This is a genomic window from Croceitalea sp. MTPC5 (genome assembly GCF_036985505.1).
Classification (GTDB): Bacteria; Bacteroidota; Bacteroidia; order Flavobacteriales; family Flavobacteriaceae; genus Croceitalea.
Genome location: NZ_BTGQ01000001.1, coordinates 1 through 16,583 on the forward strand (window position 1 = coordinate 1; position 16,583 = coordinate 16,583).

Annotated in this window: 10 protein-coding genes; 3 read left to right on the forward strand and 7 right to left on the reverse strand. The window is 36.7% G+C overall.

What is annotated here, in order from left to right; all coding sequences use genetic code 11:
• The 3 genes from AACM45_RS00005 to AACM45_RS00015 all read left to right on the forward strand — a co-directional run.
• A partial coding sequence (locus AACM45_RS00005) for a phosphopantetheine-binding protein (RefSeq protein ID WP_339139984.1) occupies positions 1–439 on the forward strand: 439 nt, incomplete at its 5' end.
• 17 nt (positions 440–456) lie between these two features.
• The gene (locus AACM45_RS00010; protein WP_339139986.1) at positions 457–2,088 is read left to right on the forward strand and encodes an MBL fold metallo-hydrolase; all 1,632 of its coding nucleotides are present in this window, start codon (positions 457–459) and stop codon (positions 2,086–2,088) included.
• 23 nt (positions 2,089–2,111) lie between these two features.
• The gene (locus AACM45_RS00015; RefSeq protein WP_339139988.1) at positions 2,112–9,596 is read left to right on the forward strand and encodes a non-ribosomal peptide synthetase; all 7,485 of its coding nucleotides are present in this window, start codon (positions 2,112–2,114) and stop codon (positions 9,594–9,596) included.
• 442 nt (positions 9,597–10,038) lie between these two features.
• On the opposite strand, the gene AACM45_RS00020 is transcribed toward AACM45_RS00015, so the two are convergent.
• Genes AACM45_RS00020 through AACM45_RS00050 form a run of 7 tightly spaced genes read right to left on the reverse strand, consistent with a single transcriptional unit; the run spans position 10,039 to position 16,583 of the window.
• Positions 10,039–10,851 (reverse strand): DUF4138 domain-containing protein, encoded by an 813-nt coding sequence (locus tag AACM45_RS00020; RefSeq protein ID WP_339139990.1) that lies wholly within the window; start codon positions 10,849–10,851, stop codon positions 10,039–10,041.
• Positions 10,852–10,861: 10 nt separating this feature from the next.
• A complete protein-coding gene (gene traM / locus AACM45_RS00025) occupies positions 10,862–11,803 on the reverse strand; it encodes a conjugative transposon protein TraM (RefSeq protein WP_339139992.1) in 942 nt (313 codons plus the stop codon).
• Positions 11,804–11,825: 22 nt separating this feature from the next.
• Positions 11,826–12,452, reverse strand: a complete 627-nt coding sequence (locus AACM45_RS00030; protein ID WP_339139993.1) for a conjugal transfer protein TraK — start codon at positions 12,450–12,452, stop codon at positions 11,826–11,828.
• Positions 12,453–12,473: 21 nt separating this feature from the next.
• Entirely contained in the window at positions 12,474–13,313 is an 840-nt protein-coding gene (locus tag AACM45_RS00035) for a hypothetical protein (RefSeq protein ID WP_339139994.1), read from the reverse strand.
• Between the two features lie 3 nt (positions 13,314–13,316).
• On the reverse strand, positions 13,317–13,898 hold the full coding sequence (locus AACM45_RS00040; RefSeq protein WP_339139995.1) for a conjugal transfer protein: 582 nt from the start codon (positions 13,896–13,898) through the stop codon (positions 13,317–13,319).
• On the reverse strand, positions 13,895–16,312 hold the full coding sequence (locus AACM45_RS00045) for a TraG family conjugative transposon ATPase (RefSeq protein WP_339139996.1): 2,418 nt from the start codon (positions 16,310–16,312) through the stop codon (positions 13,895–13,897). Before AACM45_RS00045 ends, AACM45_RS00040 begins: the two co-directional genes overlap by 4 nt.
• Positions 16,299–16,583, reverse strand: coding sequence for a hypothetical protein (locus AACM45_RS00050; protein ID WP_339139997.1), 285 nt, complete (start codon positions 16,581–16,583; stop codon positions 16,299–16,301). The genes AACM45_RS00045 and AACM45_RS00050 overlap by 14 nt, the downstream gene beginning before the upstream one ends.

The window sequence follows — 16,583 nt, forward strand, 5'->3', positions numbered from 1 at the left end:
GAAAGAAATTGCATTGGATATAAAGCTACATCAAAGTGTTGCAAACACTTTACCTCAGTATATGTTGCCCTCGCACTATGAATACATAGACAGCTTTCCTTTAACCCCAAATGGAAAAATAGATTTTAAAAACTTACCTAAGGTTGAAACATTATCAAATACTTATGTGAAACCTGTCAGTGAATTGGAAATAAAACTGTGTGAATTATGGGAAGAAGTTTTGGGTATTGAAAAGATAGGGGTAACAGATGATTTTTTCAGAATAGGTGGAAACTCAATCCTCGCAATAAGGGCATCGCACATGATAGGAATGATATTAGATTGTGATATAACGGTTGCAGAGCTTTTTAAATCCAAAACTATAAGAGAACTATCAAAAAAAATCATCTTAGAATCAAATAGCTTAAATGCTATCGAATGGAACATTGAAATACACTAATATATAGTTTCAAAAAAATGAAAACAGAAAACAATTTCGCAGATATAAAGTCAACAGATTTAGTTCATATATCAAATAATGTAGCTATTGAACCATTGATTTCTCAATGGTACGCTTGGGCACATCTATTGAGTCCAGCAACAGCTGCCCTAAATATCAAGAATCGGCATTTGACGATTATGGATTCCTATATAAAGTACCCCAAGTCTCATGAATTAGCAATTAAAAAACCTGAAATGTTAGGAGGACCATTCATTGACTACAAGGGTAAAAGAGTAGATGAGATAAAAGCATTGAGAGAGAAAACACTAGAGGAATGTTCTGTTTTATTAGAACTATGTAAGAATATACAAGACCTAAATGATTTGCTTGCCCAAGAAGCTGATGGGCAAACTTTAAGTCCTTTGTACTCTAAAATGCCGAAAGAACTAAGAGGGCTAGTTGAGTTATTCTATGATTTAAATCACAACCCTTCCTTTAGATTTTTTGAACCTCTTTTATATGAGACCGAATATTACAATGATTCTTTACAGAGTTTTAATTTATTGGCAATAAATGATGACGATTCTAGGTCATTTGTTCTAAGCACACCTCGACTCCCAGACTCTAATGTATTGCACAAAAAATATAGATTTAATGATCTCAGAATTGATACTTTGTTTGATACTTGGAGAAATCCAATTGAATATGGGACGTTAAAAAACATGTTTGAAATTGAGCACCATGAAGAACCTCTTTTTAAATCTTTTTTTTCAAAATCAAAGCCAAAAGAATACAAAAAGTATACAGGTACCGGTATTTTGACAAGGTATTTCGGTCATGCATGTATTTTGATAGAGACTAATGATATCAGCATTCTGGTAGATCCCGTAATCAGTTATGGTTATGAATCTGATATTTCAAGATATACTTTTGCCGATTTGCCGGATAAAATCGATTTTGTTTGCATTACGCATAATCATCAAGACCATATTCTAATAGAAACATTGTTGCGTATAAGATATAAAGTTGGTCAAATAATCGTTGCAAGAAACAATGGTGGAGAATTGCAAGATCCTTCATTAAAAATCGTTTTTGAAAAATTGGGATTTACCAATGTCATTGAAATTGCAGAAATGGAAACAATCCATTTTAGGTCATGTAGTATAACCGGTATCCCTTTTTTAGGTGAACACGCAGATCTTAACATTAGAAGCAAAATCTGCCCTCTCATTACTTATAAAGAAAAATTAAAAATACTTTTCGCTGCGGATTCTTGCAATCATGAGCCAAGACTATATGAAAGAGTACAGAAAATCCTAGGGTATATCGACGTAATATTTTTAGGAATGGAATGCGATGGTGCCCCTCTTTCATGGCTCTATGGTCCTCTTCTTCCAAATAAAATTGAGAAAGAAAAAGATCAAACTAGAAGATTAGCTGGTTCCAACTTTGACGAGGCCAAGGCTCTCATAGACATATTTAGACCTAAAAATGTGTTCGTTTATGCAATGGGTTTAGAACCATGGTTAAGATACATAAGTTCCATTAAATATACAGATGAATCCAGACCAATCAAAGAGTCAAATCAGATTCTAGATTATTGTGATTCAAAAGATATCATAGGAGAACGCTTATTTGGTGAAAAAATACTGGAGTACCTCGTCTAACTGCGATAAAATAATTAGTAATCATGGAAGATATCGTCAAATTTATCGAAGAATTTCGTTCTAGGGATGGGGCCATATGGATTGAAAATAACTCAATCAGACTCTCTACCCCCAAAGATTTAAAAAATCCGGAAGTTGAGAGTTTCATTAAAAGAAATATAGACAAATTCATTCCTGTACTGACTTCGAATAAAATTTTCTCTAAGAAGGATTTCAGCAATAAAAAAATTCTAAAATTTTCTAATGTAAATGGCTACCCTTTAAGTTATGCCCAACAACGCCTGTGGTTTATCGAACAATACGAGCAAGGAACTAATGCTTATCATATACCTTCCGTGTACGAACTTAAACCGACAACGAATATAGATGGAATAAAATATGCTCTTAGAAAGATAGTGGACAGACATGAGGTACTAAGGACTACAATTAAATTGGGAAACAACGAGGAAGGAATTCAGTCGGTTCATGAAATCCAACTTCCTATAGAAGAGGTAAGACTTTCTGCTTTGGACAATCTAGAATCTTATCTCAAAGAAGATATTAATAGACCCTTCAATCTTGAGGTACATTATCCTATCAGGGTAAAATTTTACATAATTGAATCTGATAAAAAAACCGTCAAAAAGAATCAAAGGAGAATCATCTTGCTAATCAATAACCACCATATTGCTACTGACGGATGGTCCTCGGAAATATTCCAAAATGAGCTCTATACATATTACGATGCATATCTTAAAAAAGATACAAAATTTGAAATGCCTCTACCAGCGATACAATACAAAGATTATGCGTTGTGGCAACGATTCTTCGTGGCTGGAGAACTCCTTGAACGACAATTGAACTATTGGAAGAAGAGACTATCAGGATTTACGAACCTACAATTTCCCACGGACTATCCCAGACCCAGAGTTAAAGACTATACTGGGGGGTATCAGAACTTTACGCTCCCAATGAACACGAGCGATAAATTGCGTAGTTTAGCAAAGGAGAATGGTACCACTCTTCATACTGTTCTCTTAAGTGCAATAAGTATCCTTCTCGGAAAATATACAGGTCAAAGTGATATTGTGGTGGGAAGTCCCATAGCTAATAGACATCACCGACAGACTCAAAACCTCATAGGTTTTTTTGTTAATACACTGGTTAACAGAACATACCTAATTAAGAATCAAAGCTTTGAAGAACTAATTCGACAGACCCACTTAGATCAAGTAGAAGCACAACTTCACCAAGATTTACCGTTTGAAAAGCTCGTCGATGAACTTGGCGTTGAAAGAGATCCCTCCAGACATCCCGTTTTTCAGGTATCATTTGAAGTTCAAAGTTTTGGTGATGGCAAGATTCGAGACAACACAAAGCAAAAACTTCTAAACCCCTATCGAGGATCTCATTCCTCAGGGGCAGTAAAATTTGATTTATCTATCTACATATATGAAAATCAAAAACAACTTACAGGACTAATCCACTATGCCGCCAGTCTTTTTGAGGAAGATACCATTAAAAGACTCTCTAGCCATTATATCCATTTGTTAGAGTGTTTGACAAAATTTCCAGAAAGGCCATATGATAACATCTCATTGTTGCGCCCCAGAGAATTCGAAATGCTAATTCATAAATGGAATCACACCAATGAGAAACTTCCCAAGGATAAAACACTATTACACATATTTGAAAACCAAGCAAAAAATAAGCCTGAGAACATCGCAATTGTGTTCAAGGGAAAAAAGTTATCCTATCGAGAACTAAACCAAAAAGCTAACCAACTTGGACTTTTTCTTAGGGCAAAATACAAAGTAAGACCAGATGATCTTATTGGGGTGATGATGCATCGTTCAGAATGGTATATAATTTCTATTTTGGGGATCTTAAAATCAGGAGCTGGCTATGTGCCAATAGACATTCGACACCCTTCGGAACGTATTGCCCATATCATAAATGACGCCAAACTTAAATCTCTCATTATACAATTTGACAGTCTCTTTGACATTGCGGATTTGAAGGTTGATGTACTTTCAATAGACTTGGAGTTCGAGGAGATTGCTTCACTAAATAGTAATAATGTAGAGAACCTTGAAATTATTAATAGTGCAGAAGACATGGCTTATGTTATTTACACTTCTGGAACCGCAGGAAAACCCAAGGGAGTTATGGTTGAACACCAACAAATATTGTCTTTCGTCTTGAATAACAATTTTATTGATTATAATAAAGTCGATATCGTGGCAGGTGTTTCCAACTTTGCTTTTGATGGCAGCGTTTTTGATATTTTCTTCCCACTACTTAATGGTAAAAAACTAGTATTAGTAGATACAGGAAGTTCTTTTGATTTATCAGCAGTAGAATCCGAGATTATGGAAAATCAGGTTGACACTATTTTTGTGACGACAGCACTTTTTAATGCTCTGGTAAAAAACCACTCAGATTGCTTAGACAATCTAAGTCAAGTACTATTTGGAGGAGAATTGTGCGATTCTCATATCATCAATACTTTTAAAAACAGCTATCAGAACACCTCTTTAATACATGTATATGGTCCGACTGAAAATATTGTTTATTCCAGTTATTGCCTTTTAAACGAATATAATACTGATATCACTGTCCCAATAGGCAAACCCTTATCCGATAAAAGGTTTTACGTTCTGGATACAAATGGCATCCCAGTCCCAATAGGCGTAAAAGGTGAACTCTGTATTGGAGGTGCCGGGCTTGCACGCGGATATCTGAATAATAAAAAACTTACTCAAGAACGTTTTATCAATAACCCATTTATTACTGATGATGATAAGAAAAATGGGCATACTCGTATCTACAAGACCGGCGATATAGTACGCTATCTAAAGGACGGCAACCTTGAGTTTATCGGAAGGGATGATGACCAAGTCAAAGTGCGAGGACATCGCATAGAACTTAGCGAAATTGAGCATGTGTTATCGAGTTATGATTCTGTTGAAAGGGTTTCAGCCCAGGTAAGAGAATACAACGGTTCAGAAAAAAAATTAATAGCATACTTTGTATCAAGAAAGAAAGAAAATACAAATGAGCTAAAGAAATATTTGAGTGAAAGACTACCCAGCTATATGCTACCCCATTTTTTTGTGCAGTTAAAGGAATTTATACTGACTACAAATGGTAAAATAGATCGTTTGGCCATGCCCAATCCCGAAGGACTACATATAACAAAAGGTGTAGATTATATTGCTCCTAGAACCATGGCAGAAAAACAAATAGCCAAGATTTGGAAAGAGGCTTTAAAGGTAAACAAAGTTGGTATAAAAAGTAACTTTTTCAATATAGGCGGTGATTCAATAATCTTGATTCAAGTGGCGAATAGATTGAAAAGAGATTTAGAAAAAGATGTAGATATTCAAAAATTTTATCAAGATCCCACCATTGAGGGATTAGCCGCCTACTTTAATCAAAATAGTAGTCATAAAGAAAAGGAGAGTGTCACAAATGGAATAGTACAGAAACTTGACGCACTAAGGGACGAGATTCTGATTACTTTAGAAAAATCCGTACCAGTAGAGGATATATTTCCCATGAGCGATATTCAAAAGGGTATGATTTTTGGATCCCTAAAGAACCCAAGTTTAGGTATATATCATGTTCAATTGACCTTTAACGTTCCTTCAAAAGTAATTTCTGTATTTCGTAAGGCATTTTCACTTCTTGTATCTAAACATGGCATACTACGTACTGGTTTTAATCTTTATGACTTTCGGGAGCCAGTTCAAATTGTTTATAAACAAGTATCATACTCTATAGATGAAATCGATTTAACACAAAAAAATGAGGAGCAAAAAATTATACAAATCGAAAAGTTTATGCAAGGTGAAAGAAAAAGACCTTTTGATATTTCCAAAGCTCCATTGTGGCGCTCCACTTTGTTTAACACCGGCTCTTCTTATACTCTCCTGTTCCAGTTCCATCATGCCCTCTTAGATGGCTGGAGTGATGCTTCTTTAATTACTGAATTATACAACTTATGCATTCGGTTATCTACTAATCCAGATTATGTGCCACCTCTTTTGAAGTGCAATTATAAGGCCAGTATAGTAAAAAATTTAGTTAACAAATTGAATGAAGACTACATAGATTACTGGAAAAAAGAGATGTCAGATTATAAAAGGTTGGACATTTTTACAAATAGGGATACCTCCCATACTTATTACAAAACATATGATTTAGTTTATCTAAACAGATTAAAGTCCGTTGCAGACCAATACAATATCTCCTTACGAAATCTATTTTTAGGGGCTTATTTATTCTCGTTGAAACTGTTGACTCCAGAGAATGAATTGACTATTGGTCTAGTGTCTAATCTGCGTCCTCTTCAAGAAGATGGAGATAAGGTTTTGGGTTGCTTCTTAAATACTCTTCCCTTCCGTTGCCATATGCTTTCTTACAAGGATGACACATGGATTTCTTATTTCAAATACATAGAAAACAAATACCTGGAAATAAAGAGTAAAGACAGAATTTCATTATTTGAAATATCTAAAAAAACAAGAGAGAATTCAAGTAACGGAAATCCTTTTTTCGATGTAGTTTTCAATTATATTGATTTCCACGTCTATAATGATATTGAATTTGAGAGTGAAGTAATGTCCAAAGGCAACTTAAAAATTAAAGATTTTGGCCCTACAAATACTTATCTAGACCTTTCAATGATTACCACCCAACAAAATTTCATAATGAATTACTCATTAAGAAAAGAACTAAAATCTGGATATTCATTGGAAAAAATAGCGTTTTATTTGGATAAAGTATTGAAGTATTTTCTAGAAGATCCCGAAAAATCATTTAGAGGAATTTCCCTACTCGCTCCAAAGGAATATGATACCATTATACATCAGTGGAACCAAACACTAAAAGTTGACCCAATAAACGAGACTTTACATCAGCTGTTCTGTGAGCAGGCAAAAAAGACACCAGAGTCCACCGCATTAGTCTTCCAAAAGAAGGAGATGTCCTATTACGATCTTAATGAAAAAAGTGACCGGCTTGCTTTTCATATTAGAAAGAAATACCTGCATAATACAGGAAAAGAGATGGAACCTGATACGCTTATACCTTTATGTCTTTACCGTGGCTTTGAGATGATTACGGCTATTCTTTCAGTGCTTAAAGCTGGAGGTGCATATGTGCCTATTGATCCCGCTTACCCAAGGGAAAGGATTAATTACATTCTGAAGGATACTAATGCAGAAATATTACTGAGTCAAAAGGAGGTAACTGACAATACTGAACTAGAACTACCTAAAAGCAAACTAATTAACATTGACTTTGATGAAGATTTTTATCAAAGTCAGAATGTTGGAGTTCAAAAGGTATTTGGTAAGCCTAATGACTTGGCATATGTCATCTATACCTCAGGAACATCAGGGACACCAAAAGGAGTTATGATTGAACATAACGGTATTTGTAATTTAATAAAAAGCTTAAAAGCTAAATATAAAACTACCGTGTCAGATAGGTTCTTGCTTTTTGCTAATTATGTTTTCGATGGATCAATTGAACAAATGTTTCTATCCTTATTATCGGGAGGACAGTTATTTATCATAGAAGAAAAATTTATTCTTGATAGTAAAAGTTTTATAGACTTCGTCACAAAAAGTCGAATTACCCATTTACACGCTACCCCATCTTACCTATCTCCTATCAATCCTTTAGAATTAAGTGTAGTAAAAAGAGTAGTATTTGGAGCAGAGTATTTAACTAAATCTTTATTTGATAGGTATAGTGAAAATATAACAACTGTAATAAATGCGTACGGCCCAACGGAAGCTACAATAATATCATTAATCTCAATTAATTCATTCCTATTAAATAATACAAATATCCATTGTATTAAAAAATATGTCTTAAACGAACATTTAAGCCCGGTTCCCATTGGAGGAATTGGAGAACTATATATCGGTGGTGCTGGATTGGCTCGTGGATACCTAAACAATAAAAAACTCACTCGAGAAAGGTTTATCAATAATCCTTTTGCCACCGAACAAGATAGAAAAAATGGTTATACTCGTCTTTACAAAACAGGCGATATGTTTCGCTGGCTCCCAAACGGGGAACTGGAATTTATTGGGCGAAAAGATAATCAAGTTAAGATAAGAGGATATCGTATCGAACTTGGTGAGGTCGAACAGGCATTGTCACGAGTTGAGGGTATTGAGCAAACGTGTGTGCTGGCAAGGGAAAGAAAGCATGAATCAGTTGATATTAAATACTTAGTTGGTTATTTCGTATCCACCGGTAACAAATCCATCGAGGAGAAAGTCATAATTAAGAAATTATCAACAATTCTACCGGAATATATGATACCAAATACATTTATAAAGATGGAATCTATGCCTCTTACAATAAATGGAAAACTAGACAGGACTGCTTTACCTAATCCAGAACTTAGTTTACAATCCGAAAATTATGTTGAGCCCTCTACCACTACGGAGTTGATCATTTGCAGGATTTGGCAAGAGTTACTACACTTAAAACTGGAATATATAAGCATTTCCATAAGTTTCTTTAAACTAGGCGGACATTCTTTGAATGCAACAAAAATGGTTTATGAAATTAATCGAATTTTAAATACAAAATTATCTCTTGTTGACGTCTACACTCATTCTACTGTAAAAGAAATTGCAATTGAAGTAGAGAAGAAAAGAAAAATCAAATTACCAGAAGAAAAATCAATAATATTATTAAATAAAGTTACCAAAAACGACCAAAACTTTTTTTGGATACATGATGGAAGTGGAGATGTTCAAAGCTATATTGGAATTTCAAAATCATTAAAAAGATACAATTCTTATGCTTTAAGAAGTTTAGTTGATGATTCCTTAGAGCCACAAAACATAAATTTACAGAGCCTTTCAAATGAATATGTTAGTAAAATAAAATCAATACAAAACTGTGGCCCATATACACTTGGAGGTTGGAGTCTGGGAGGGGGGATAGCCTTTGAAATCGCCAAACAATTAGAACAAAAAGGGGATAAAGTGGAACAGTTAATTATGATTGATAGTATCGTTTCTAGGAGTGAAAATATTGCTAAGATAAATTTAGATAATGAAAGAAAATATGTTCGAAATCTTCTGAAAGGCCAGATAGAAGATATTTCCGGTATAGATTCAATAAAGGACTTATGGCAATATGCATATCAATGTTTGAAAGAAGAATCAAATGGGTTGTCCAGAATCAAAGATTGTATACCGAACTATTTAAAATCGATTAATCCTTATCTAAATGATATGACAATTAAGAAATCGATTGTTTATCTAAATAAAATAAGATCATTAAATAATATTTCTTTCACTAATGACAGTGAGATAAAACTTAAAGCTCCTTTAACTTACATCAAGGCTCAAATGACTGATTATGATATGAGCGAATTAATTAATTATTTCCTGAACGAAGTACATATTCACGAAATTCAAGGTGACCATTTTTCAATAATGAAAAATTTGACAGAAAAAATAACTCGAAATGAAATTAAGTTTCAGAAGTAAAATATATGTGCTTTTAGAGAATACCTACCGCTTTTAAAAGCAATCACATTTTACATAAATCCAACATAGGTTTAGTTTGTAGGTAGGATGCAATACACTGTGTAAACAGAATTTAGGCTGATGTTAAGACCTGCCTAAATTTTAAAAATAAGTACAATGGAGAAGATTGCAAGAAGCAATTTTTGGAGAGTAGCGCAACTTGATGGCATCAAGACCCAGGACGAGTTTTCGGAGCTTCTCAATGACCACCTTCACACCGTCGCACTTTAAGCCGCTTAGTGGGAAGATAGATGCCCATTTGGCCTATCCATAGAACGCCAAGATCGATTCGACCAATGCCCGAAACGACACTTCGAACAAGAAACTGAAACCCGTTTATGGGGAATCACTGCTCAATGTGAACGAGATGGTGAAGCCTTAATTTTTAGGGCAGGCAAAATAACTATCTCCACGACAGATAGAGTATTCTAGTTGTTTTCAATTCTTGTAAACGAACTATAATCCGCTCAGTTTTGGAAATGATAAATCTAGGAATGACGTAAACCATCCGGACCTTTGTATTCGGCAATATCTCAGAAGGCTTATTATGTACATATATAGTTTCCAAAGGAATTTCCTGATAAGATGCATTGTGTCCTTTATTCCCACTTACCTTAGAAATTTTTAGAAAGTCAAAATCAAATCGTATCGCCGATTTATTTTCAATCTCAAACTGCATGAACACGTGGTCTTCACGATAGTACATATTTTTAAGACTTAATTTTATACCGTTCTTCTTTATGTGCTTATTTTTCCTTTCAGGAAGTTCCAATAAGGATTCACAGGACCTGCGTATATGATTCGGAATAGTATTGGCCGAAATGCTTGTATTCGGGTTGTCATATATTTTCACCTCTTTTGTTAATACCCTTTTGGCATCCCCTATACTTTCCTGAATAGAAATAAATCGATTAGGATTCTCTAGATGCTCTGCATACTTTAGGATGAAGGAATACACCTTTCCATCCGTGGTAACAACCAGTAAATTACTGGGATTCCCTTTTACGGCTTTCAATAACCCCAAGTTTTGCTCTTTTTCGCGATTGTAGGTGAACACAAAATGTTCCGAACCTGTAATACCCTGTTTGATATCTGAGGGAAAGAACAAGGTCATCGTCATCGTTGAATTGGCATAAATAGTATCCAATGTTTTTGTGTTCGTTGCGTGAACTGGGTAAAACAAAACCAAGCTCAACAGTATAATCAACTTTTTCATATCCTATATTTTATTCTCGTTTATCTACTTTTAATGTGAGTGTATAATTATTATTTACCGTGACCTTTACCTTACGGTTAGAGCGTTGGAACAGTCTTTTGATTCCTGTCACCTGTGGTAGACCGGGCACATTGATATCGTCCACGACATCCCCCAATACTTGTTGCCGCAATTCTTCTCGATAACTGTTCTTGATGTAAATGCCTTCCAGTTTATCCCATATGTCATAAGCCTTAAAGGGCAGCTGTATGTCACCAATATTTTCGATTTGCAATAGTACTCGATTGGGTTTAAAGCTTACAATACCAAAAAGGATGGTGTTCCTTGGAATCAAGACACCTTCAATCATAACATCGTTTAAGGTGCGCATTTCCAATCGGTCATTGACCTTAATGACCTGCTTCTTATCAACTATCACTTCTATACTGGGGATATTTGGCATTTTTTCAACGGGCAACGGATTGGAAGCAAAAAACAACTGCTGTTCCAATGCCAAAGCTTTAGGATCAATCGTTTCAATCGATGTTGGTTCTTCAGCTCTTTGTGCTTTCCTTTTGGGAGCGACGGCATTGACCACACTATCTCGAACAGTATTTGTTGCTCGAAAAGTACCCGTAGTGTAATTGATGCGGCTATTGTTATAGATACTATCCACCATCCGTATCTTTTCTTTTTCCAAAAAATCAGGGTCAAAGACACCTGTGGAATCTAGGTACTTTTCATCATAAATACTGGGTGCGTTGGTTTGTCTAACTTCCTTTATATCATTTACCGCATCCAATCTGGACCTATAATTCTCTACCGGGTTTTCCAATACAGGAACTTCGGTCTGTCGTAATCCATCGTTCTGGGAACCGTCCCCACCAAATTCCAAAATCGAATAGGTCAATATAAAAATGACCACTGCCCCGATGACCGCTACAAACGTTATTTTTTTCTTATCTAGTTTCATGACCTTATTTTTAAATGTCGACCTACTTATTGACAGGTAGATTTTCGACCTTTTTCAATGTATTTTCGAAATAATCTGTGATCAAGAGTCCGTGGGTATTTTTCGGAAAGTTTCTTTTTTCCAAATGCAAGAGTTTGCCTGTGGATACCAGTTCGTAGGTGTCGATTGCCGACCCTCTGTTGATTTGAAAAACAGTGACCGTTCTAAAAGGGTATGGTTCTGAGGTAAGGTCAAGTTCGGATTCAACGCTGATGACCTTTTGAACCAAGGAATACTGCATCAAACGGTTATAGACACCATCAGCTTTTTTCTGTCGATACACATTATCAATGGAACTATCACCCAACCATAGGGCTTTTTCAATATGGCTTTCGAAGTTTGTGGCATCCAACCCATAGAAATATGAATGGAAGAGCCGTAGATGCTCCAAGGCTTCCACCTCTAGATTTTCCTTTTCATGTACCCATTGTAAAGGGATTACTTCTCCATTCTTGCCAATGGCAAAGGCCCCGTCCAGTGACTTGTTGTACATTTTGTAGGATATCAGACTTGAAATGATGGTGGATAGAAAAGCCATTACCATAACAGCCAGTACTATAAACCGATTCATCTTCAATACCTCATAAATATTCTTATATGGTGTCTTCATAATTCATTTTTTAAGTGTGCCTTAGGCACTGAATAGTTTGAAAGTGAACGAGGTGGCTCGCTTGTAAAGTTTGAACTTCAAAAAGACGATAAAGCCAATCGTGCCCAATTCTATGATGGGGGCGAAAAATGAACTCCCGAAATCAAAGCCGAACAGGTTCACCCAAAAATTGGTGGTAAACTCCGTGTACAGCGCATTGACAAATACATTCACCAGAAAAAAGGCGGGAACGAGCATATATACTGCTGCATACAATTTGAAAAAGGTATAGGCCATAGACCTGAACTTCTCGAAAACTGCAAGGCTTATCACCAATGGAAAAAAGGCTTGCATTATCCCCAACAGGAAAAACCGTTCTGCCAGAAACAAAGGGTAAATGAACAGGTCTAGCAACCAAAGGAATACGCTCAGAATAAAGGCCAGTATTTTCAAGCCGAACAAAGGGGAACTCAATGCCTCGAACAATAAGGCCAGTCCTTTGCTAGCAGCTTCCAGTCCCCCTGTGTCTTCCTCGATTTCCACATCCTGCAATTGCAAGGGCAATAAGGATGGGGCTGTATTACGATACTGTGCCTCGATTGCCACCAAGATATTGTCAAACACCTCCAATACTTGACTGGAAAAGATGACCAGAATGACAACGATGAAATTCTTTACCAATTCTGTTGGGGTCAAGCCCCAGGTATATCCATCCCTGTTGGTAACACCCTCATTGTACTTTTTAAGGATATTGATCAAAAAGAACAAGATGGCGAGGGCCTTCATCCCCACGATAGTATACTGTAGAAAATCACTGTCCTTTATGGTCTCAAAAACAGCGTCCACATATTCCAATCCGATGCTCAAAGGTATACCGGCCATTTTTTAATAGTTTGTTTTCCTGCCGTTGATAACGGCCTGCATTTCCCGAAAGGAAATAATGTCTCGGTACCGCTTGGTCTTACGCTCTATCTCGGCAACCATTTCGTTAGAGCGTGTTTCCCGTTCCTTTAATACCTTAGCCCGTTCCCCATCCGTCATTTTCAGGTAGTCACTGGAAAGTATCTGTTGCACAAAATCCAAGTCTTTCAGTGAATTTTCAATGATATTTTCAAAGGATTGCGATACCCGCGTGATTTCTTCTGCCTTGATATAGGGCGAGTTTAAAATATGACGCACATCATTTCGGACCACATCAAAAAGGCGTTCGTTGTTGCGGGCCAATTCCCTTACCGCCTTCAATTGTTTTACAACATTGCTCACCTTTTCAATGCGCTCTTTTTGCTGCTTCATAAACTCCACCGTTTTGATAAGGTTTTCTGTTTGCTTTGCAGCCTCAAGAATCTGTTTGCCCAACGTAATAAAATTGGTGTTGTCATATACCGGCATCCCCTGGGCCACACTGTGGCCATTTGGTATGAGCAAGATTGTGGATACCAATACTATTTTACAAATAAGTGTTTTCATGATTTCTGTAATTTTAAATGAATGAATTCCTTGATAGCTCTCTCCATCGAGCCCTTTTCTTTATAAATCCGCATTATGCGGTCGTTGTCTGCGCCGTCGGTGAGATAAGCAGCAAATACCTCTTGGGGTACCTCCAACCGAAAGATGTTGCTCTCTTTCCCTATTTTGATGAATATCTCGGTGTACCTGTGTTTTCCCGACAGGTTATTTTTGATGGATTTCAGTTGATTGAGATCGTGGCTGGACAGGTTCAAACGCTTTACCAGTTGATCATAGCCCTTTTCATTGTTCAGACTATAAATGACCTGGGTATTTTCCAAAATACTTGCCGATGTGGAATTATCCGGCAATTGGTTGATGGACTGTAAAATGATACCGATGGCACCTTCTTGTTTTCGGATGGCCTGATAATAGAATTCCACCGATTCCAATACGTTCTCAAACTTTAATTGTTTCGCAAACTCATCGAACAGGATAATCCCTTTTTCAGCTTTGTTCTGCCATATGGTACGTTGGATAGCGGTTTTGATCAATTTGAGCATCACGGAAAGGATTTCCTTATTGTCCTTCACCTCGTCCAACTCAAAAACAATGAGGCGCTTGTCCTCGATTTTATAGGATTGGTCTTTGTTGGTCTCAAATAAAAAGCTGTACAACCCTTCGCGCACATACTCCGATAAAATGTGTAAAAATCCCCCAACATTAAAGTAATCCGGATGGATATGGAGCTTTGTCAATAAATCCTCCCGCTGCGATTCCACATAGGTATAAAAACCATCAAGGGAATGTGGGGCATTCCCTCTTTCTTTATAATAAGCGTGCAGTATCTTTTTTAAAGCAACGGACTGTTCCTTTTTAGGCTTGGTGCCCTCGCCAATGAGTTCAAATAAGAATACGGACAGATCCTCCAATCGTTCAGGACCGACATCATGGGGATTCGCTATATAAAAAGGATTGATGCCCAAGCTCTTTCCACTTTCATAACGCAATACTGTATACTGTTCTGGGTATAAACTTGCAAATTTCGTATAGGAACCGCCCAGATCTATAATGACCAGCCGTACTCCGGCCTCGAAATATTGTCGTAAAACATTGTTCGCCAGAAAGGATTTTCCTTCTCCCGTTGGTGAAAAAATGGCAAAGTTGCGTGCTTTGATACGTTTCTTCTTTTCATCCCATACATCTTTCAGTACCGGGATGTTATGCCCACGGTCATTAAAAATGACACCTTGATGGTCCGTTCTATAATTGGTATTGTTCAGATACAAACAAAGCGCATGTTTCAAATCCGTTACATACAGATCTTCATTGGAAAAGTTGGAGGCAAAACAAGGATAGCTGTTCAAGATATAATTTTTGCGTTCCTCGCCCCTTGGATAATATGGGGTGATGTCCAATTCCTTAAATTCTGATTTTATCCGCGAACCTATGTTTTCTAGCTCACGGGCTTCTCGGGTCCAATACACAATGTTCAAGTGGCCCCTTATGATCCGGGCATTATCGTCATTATTGATTTGACCAACGATATGCTCAATCTTTTTAAGGATGACCTTGTTCTGTGTTCCAAAATTTGAACTCTTTTTAAGTTCCTCAATTTTCTTATCCAGTAGCCTGCGCCATTTCTGCTTATCGTCCAGATAGATGATTTGGTTGACGATATGGTTTTCATTGAGAGAAAGTCCCAGACCATCGATGTAACCTTGATGAAACATAAAATCATCCGAAGTGAACCGCTCATTGATCTTACTGGTCTGGACGCTCTCACCAAAACAGGCTTCACTATTGACCGCCAGTATATCAAAATGGTTATTACCAATGGTTACCTTGGACTTTTCCAAAAGCATATCGGTATCATATCCGATATTGAAGCCGTTGAAATAATCACGGCTCAGTTCAAGAATCTGCTTTTTATCAAGAGGTTGCAACGACACCTTACGGCTATTGTTGATATAGGTGATGGAATCATTGACCGAACCAATGAAACTATGCACGTTCTGATTTAATTCTTGATGGATCCCTTTGCCGACCTTTCTAAAGGGGTTGACATATTTGGGATTGTTCAAGGTTTTATTCCGCACCAAAGTGAAAAACAGGTAGCAATTATGCTCGATATATTCCCTTCCCTTAAAATGGTCGTGGGTGGCCTTTGCCAGAAACGTATCATTGGGCAAGTATTCAGAATTGAACGCTTTCTTAAGATATACGTCCTGTTTATGGATGAGACAACCAACGGGCAATGACTTTAAGGCCTGAAACCAAATGCCGTGCAAATCCTCAAAATCCTTCTCTGACAGGGAGTAGACCTCGGGTAATTTCACCATATAACAGGCTATCACATTACCATTATTGGCAAAGAGGACATTATCCTGTATCTCAGTGATGGGATTGTATGTGGCTATATTAATAATTGACATAATGCGTCAGGTTTTCTTTTTTGTTACTGATGATTTTTGGGAACACCGTATTGAAATTCAGTGAAATGGCCTTACGGGCAATCTTGGTGAGGAAGACATACAAAGTGCCGTTCCATAGGATTGCTCCTATGATGACCAAGAAACTGAATGAAAAAATGATGACCAGTAGCGATGCCAATATGGAAAGCATCATCATTGCAAAGAGCGATATGGGAAGCCCCCATATCATGGCCCCTTTGCGAATGTTCTTATATACCTCGTACTTTTTCAT

Excerpts from the sequence above, each read along its gene's own strand:
- AACM45_RS00015 (WP_339139988.1), top strand. The coding sequence starts at position 2,112 with ATGGAAGATATCGTCAAATTTATCGAAGAATTTCGTTCTAGGGATGGG.
- AACM45_RS00010 (WP_339139986.1), top strand. The coding sequence starts at position 457 with ATGAAAACAGAAAACAATTTCGCAGATATAAAGTCAACAGATTTAGTT.
- AACM45_RS00050 (WP_339139997.1), bottom strand. The coding sequence starts at position 16,583 with ATGAAAAAGTACGAGGTATATAAGAACATTCGCAAAGGGGCCATGATA.
- AACM45_RS00030 (WP_339139993.1), bottom strand. The coding sequence starts at position 12,452 with ATGAAGACACCATATAAGAATATTTATGAGGTATTGAAGATGAATCGG.
- AACM45_RS00035 (WP_339139994.1), bottom strand. The coding sequence starts at position 13,313 with ATGGCCGGTATACCTTTGAGCATCGGATTGGAATATGTGGACGCTGTT.
- traM (WP_339139992.1), bottom strand. The coding sequence starts at position 11,803 with ATGAAACTAGATAAGAAAAAAATAACGTTTGTAGCGGTCATCGGGGCA.
- AACM45_RS00045 (WP_339139996.1), bottom strand. The coding sequence starts at position 16,312 with ATGTCAATTATTAATATAGCCACATACAATCCCATCACTGAGATACAG.
- AACM45_RS00040 (WP_339139995.1), bottom strand. The coding sequence starts at position 13,898 with ATGAAAACACTTATTTGTAAAATAGTATTGGTATCCACAATCTTGCTC.
- AACM45_RS00020 (WP_339139990.1), bottom strand. The coding sequence starts at position 10,851 with ATGAAAAAGTTGATTATACTGTTGAGCTTGGTTTTGTTTTACCCAGTT.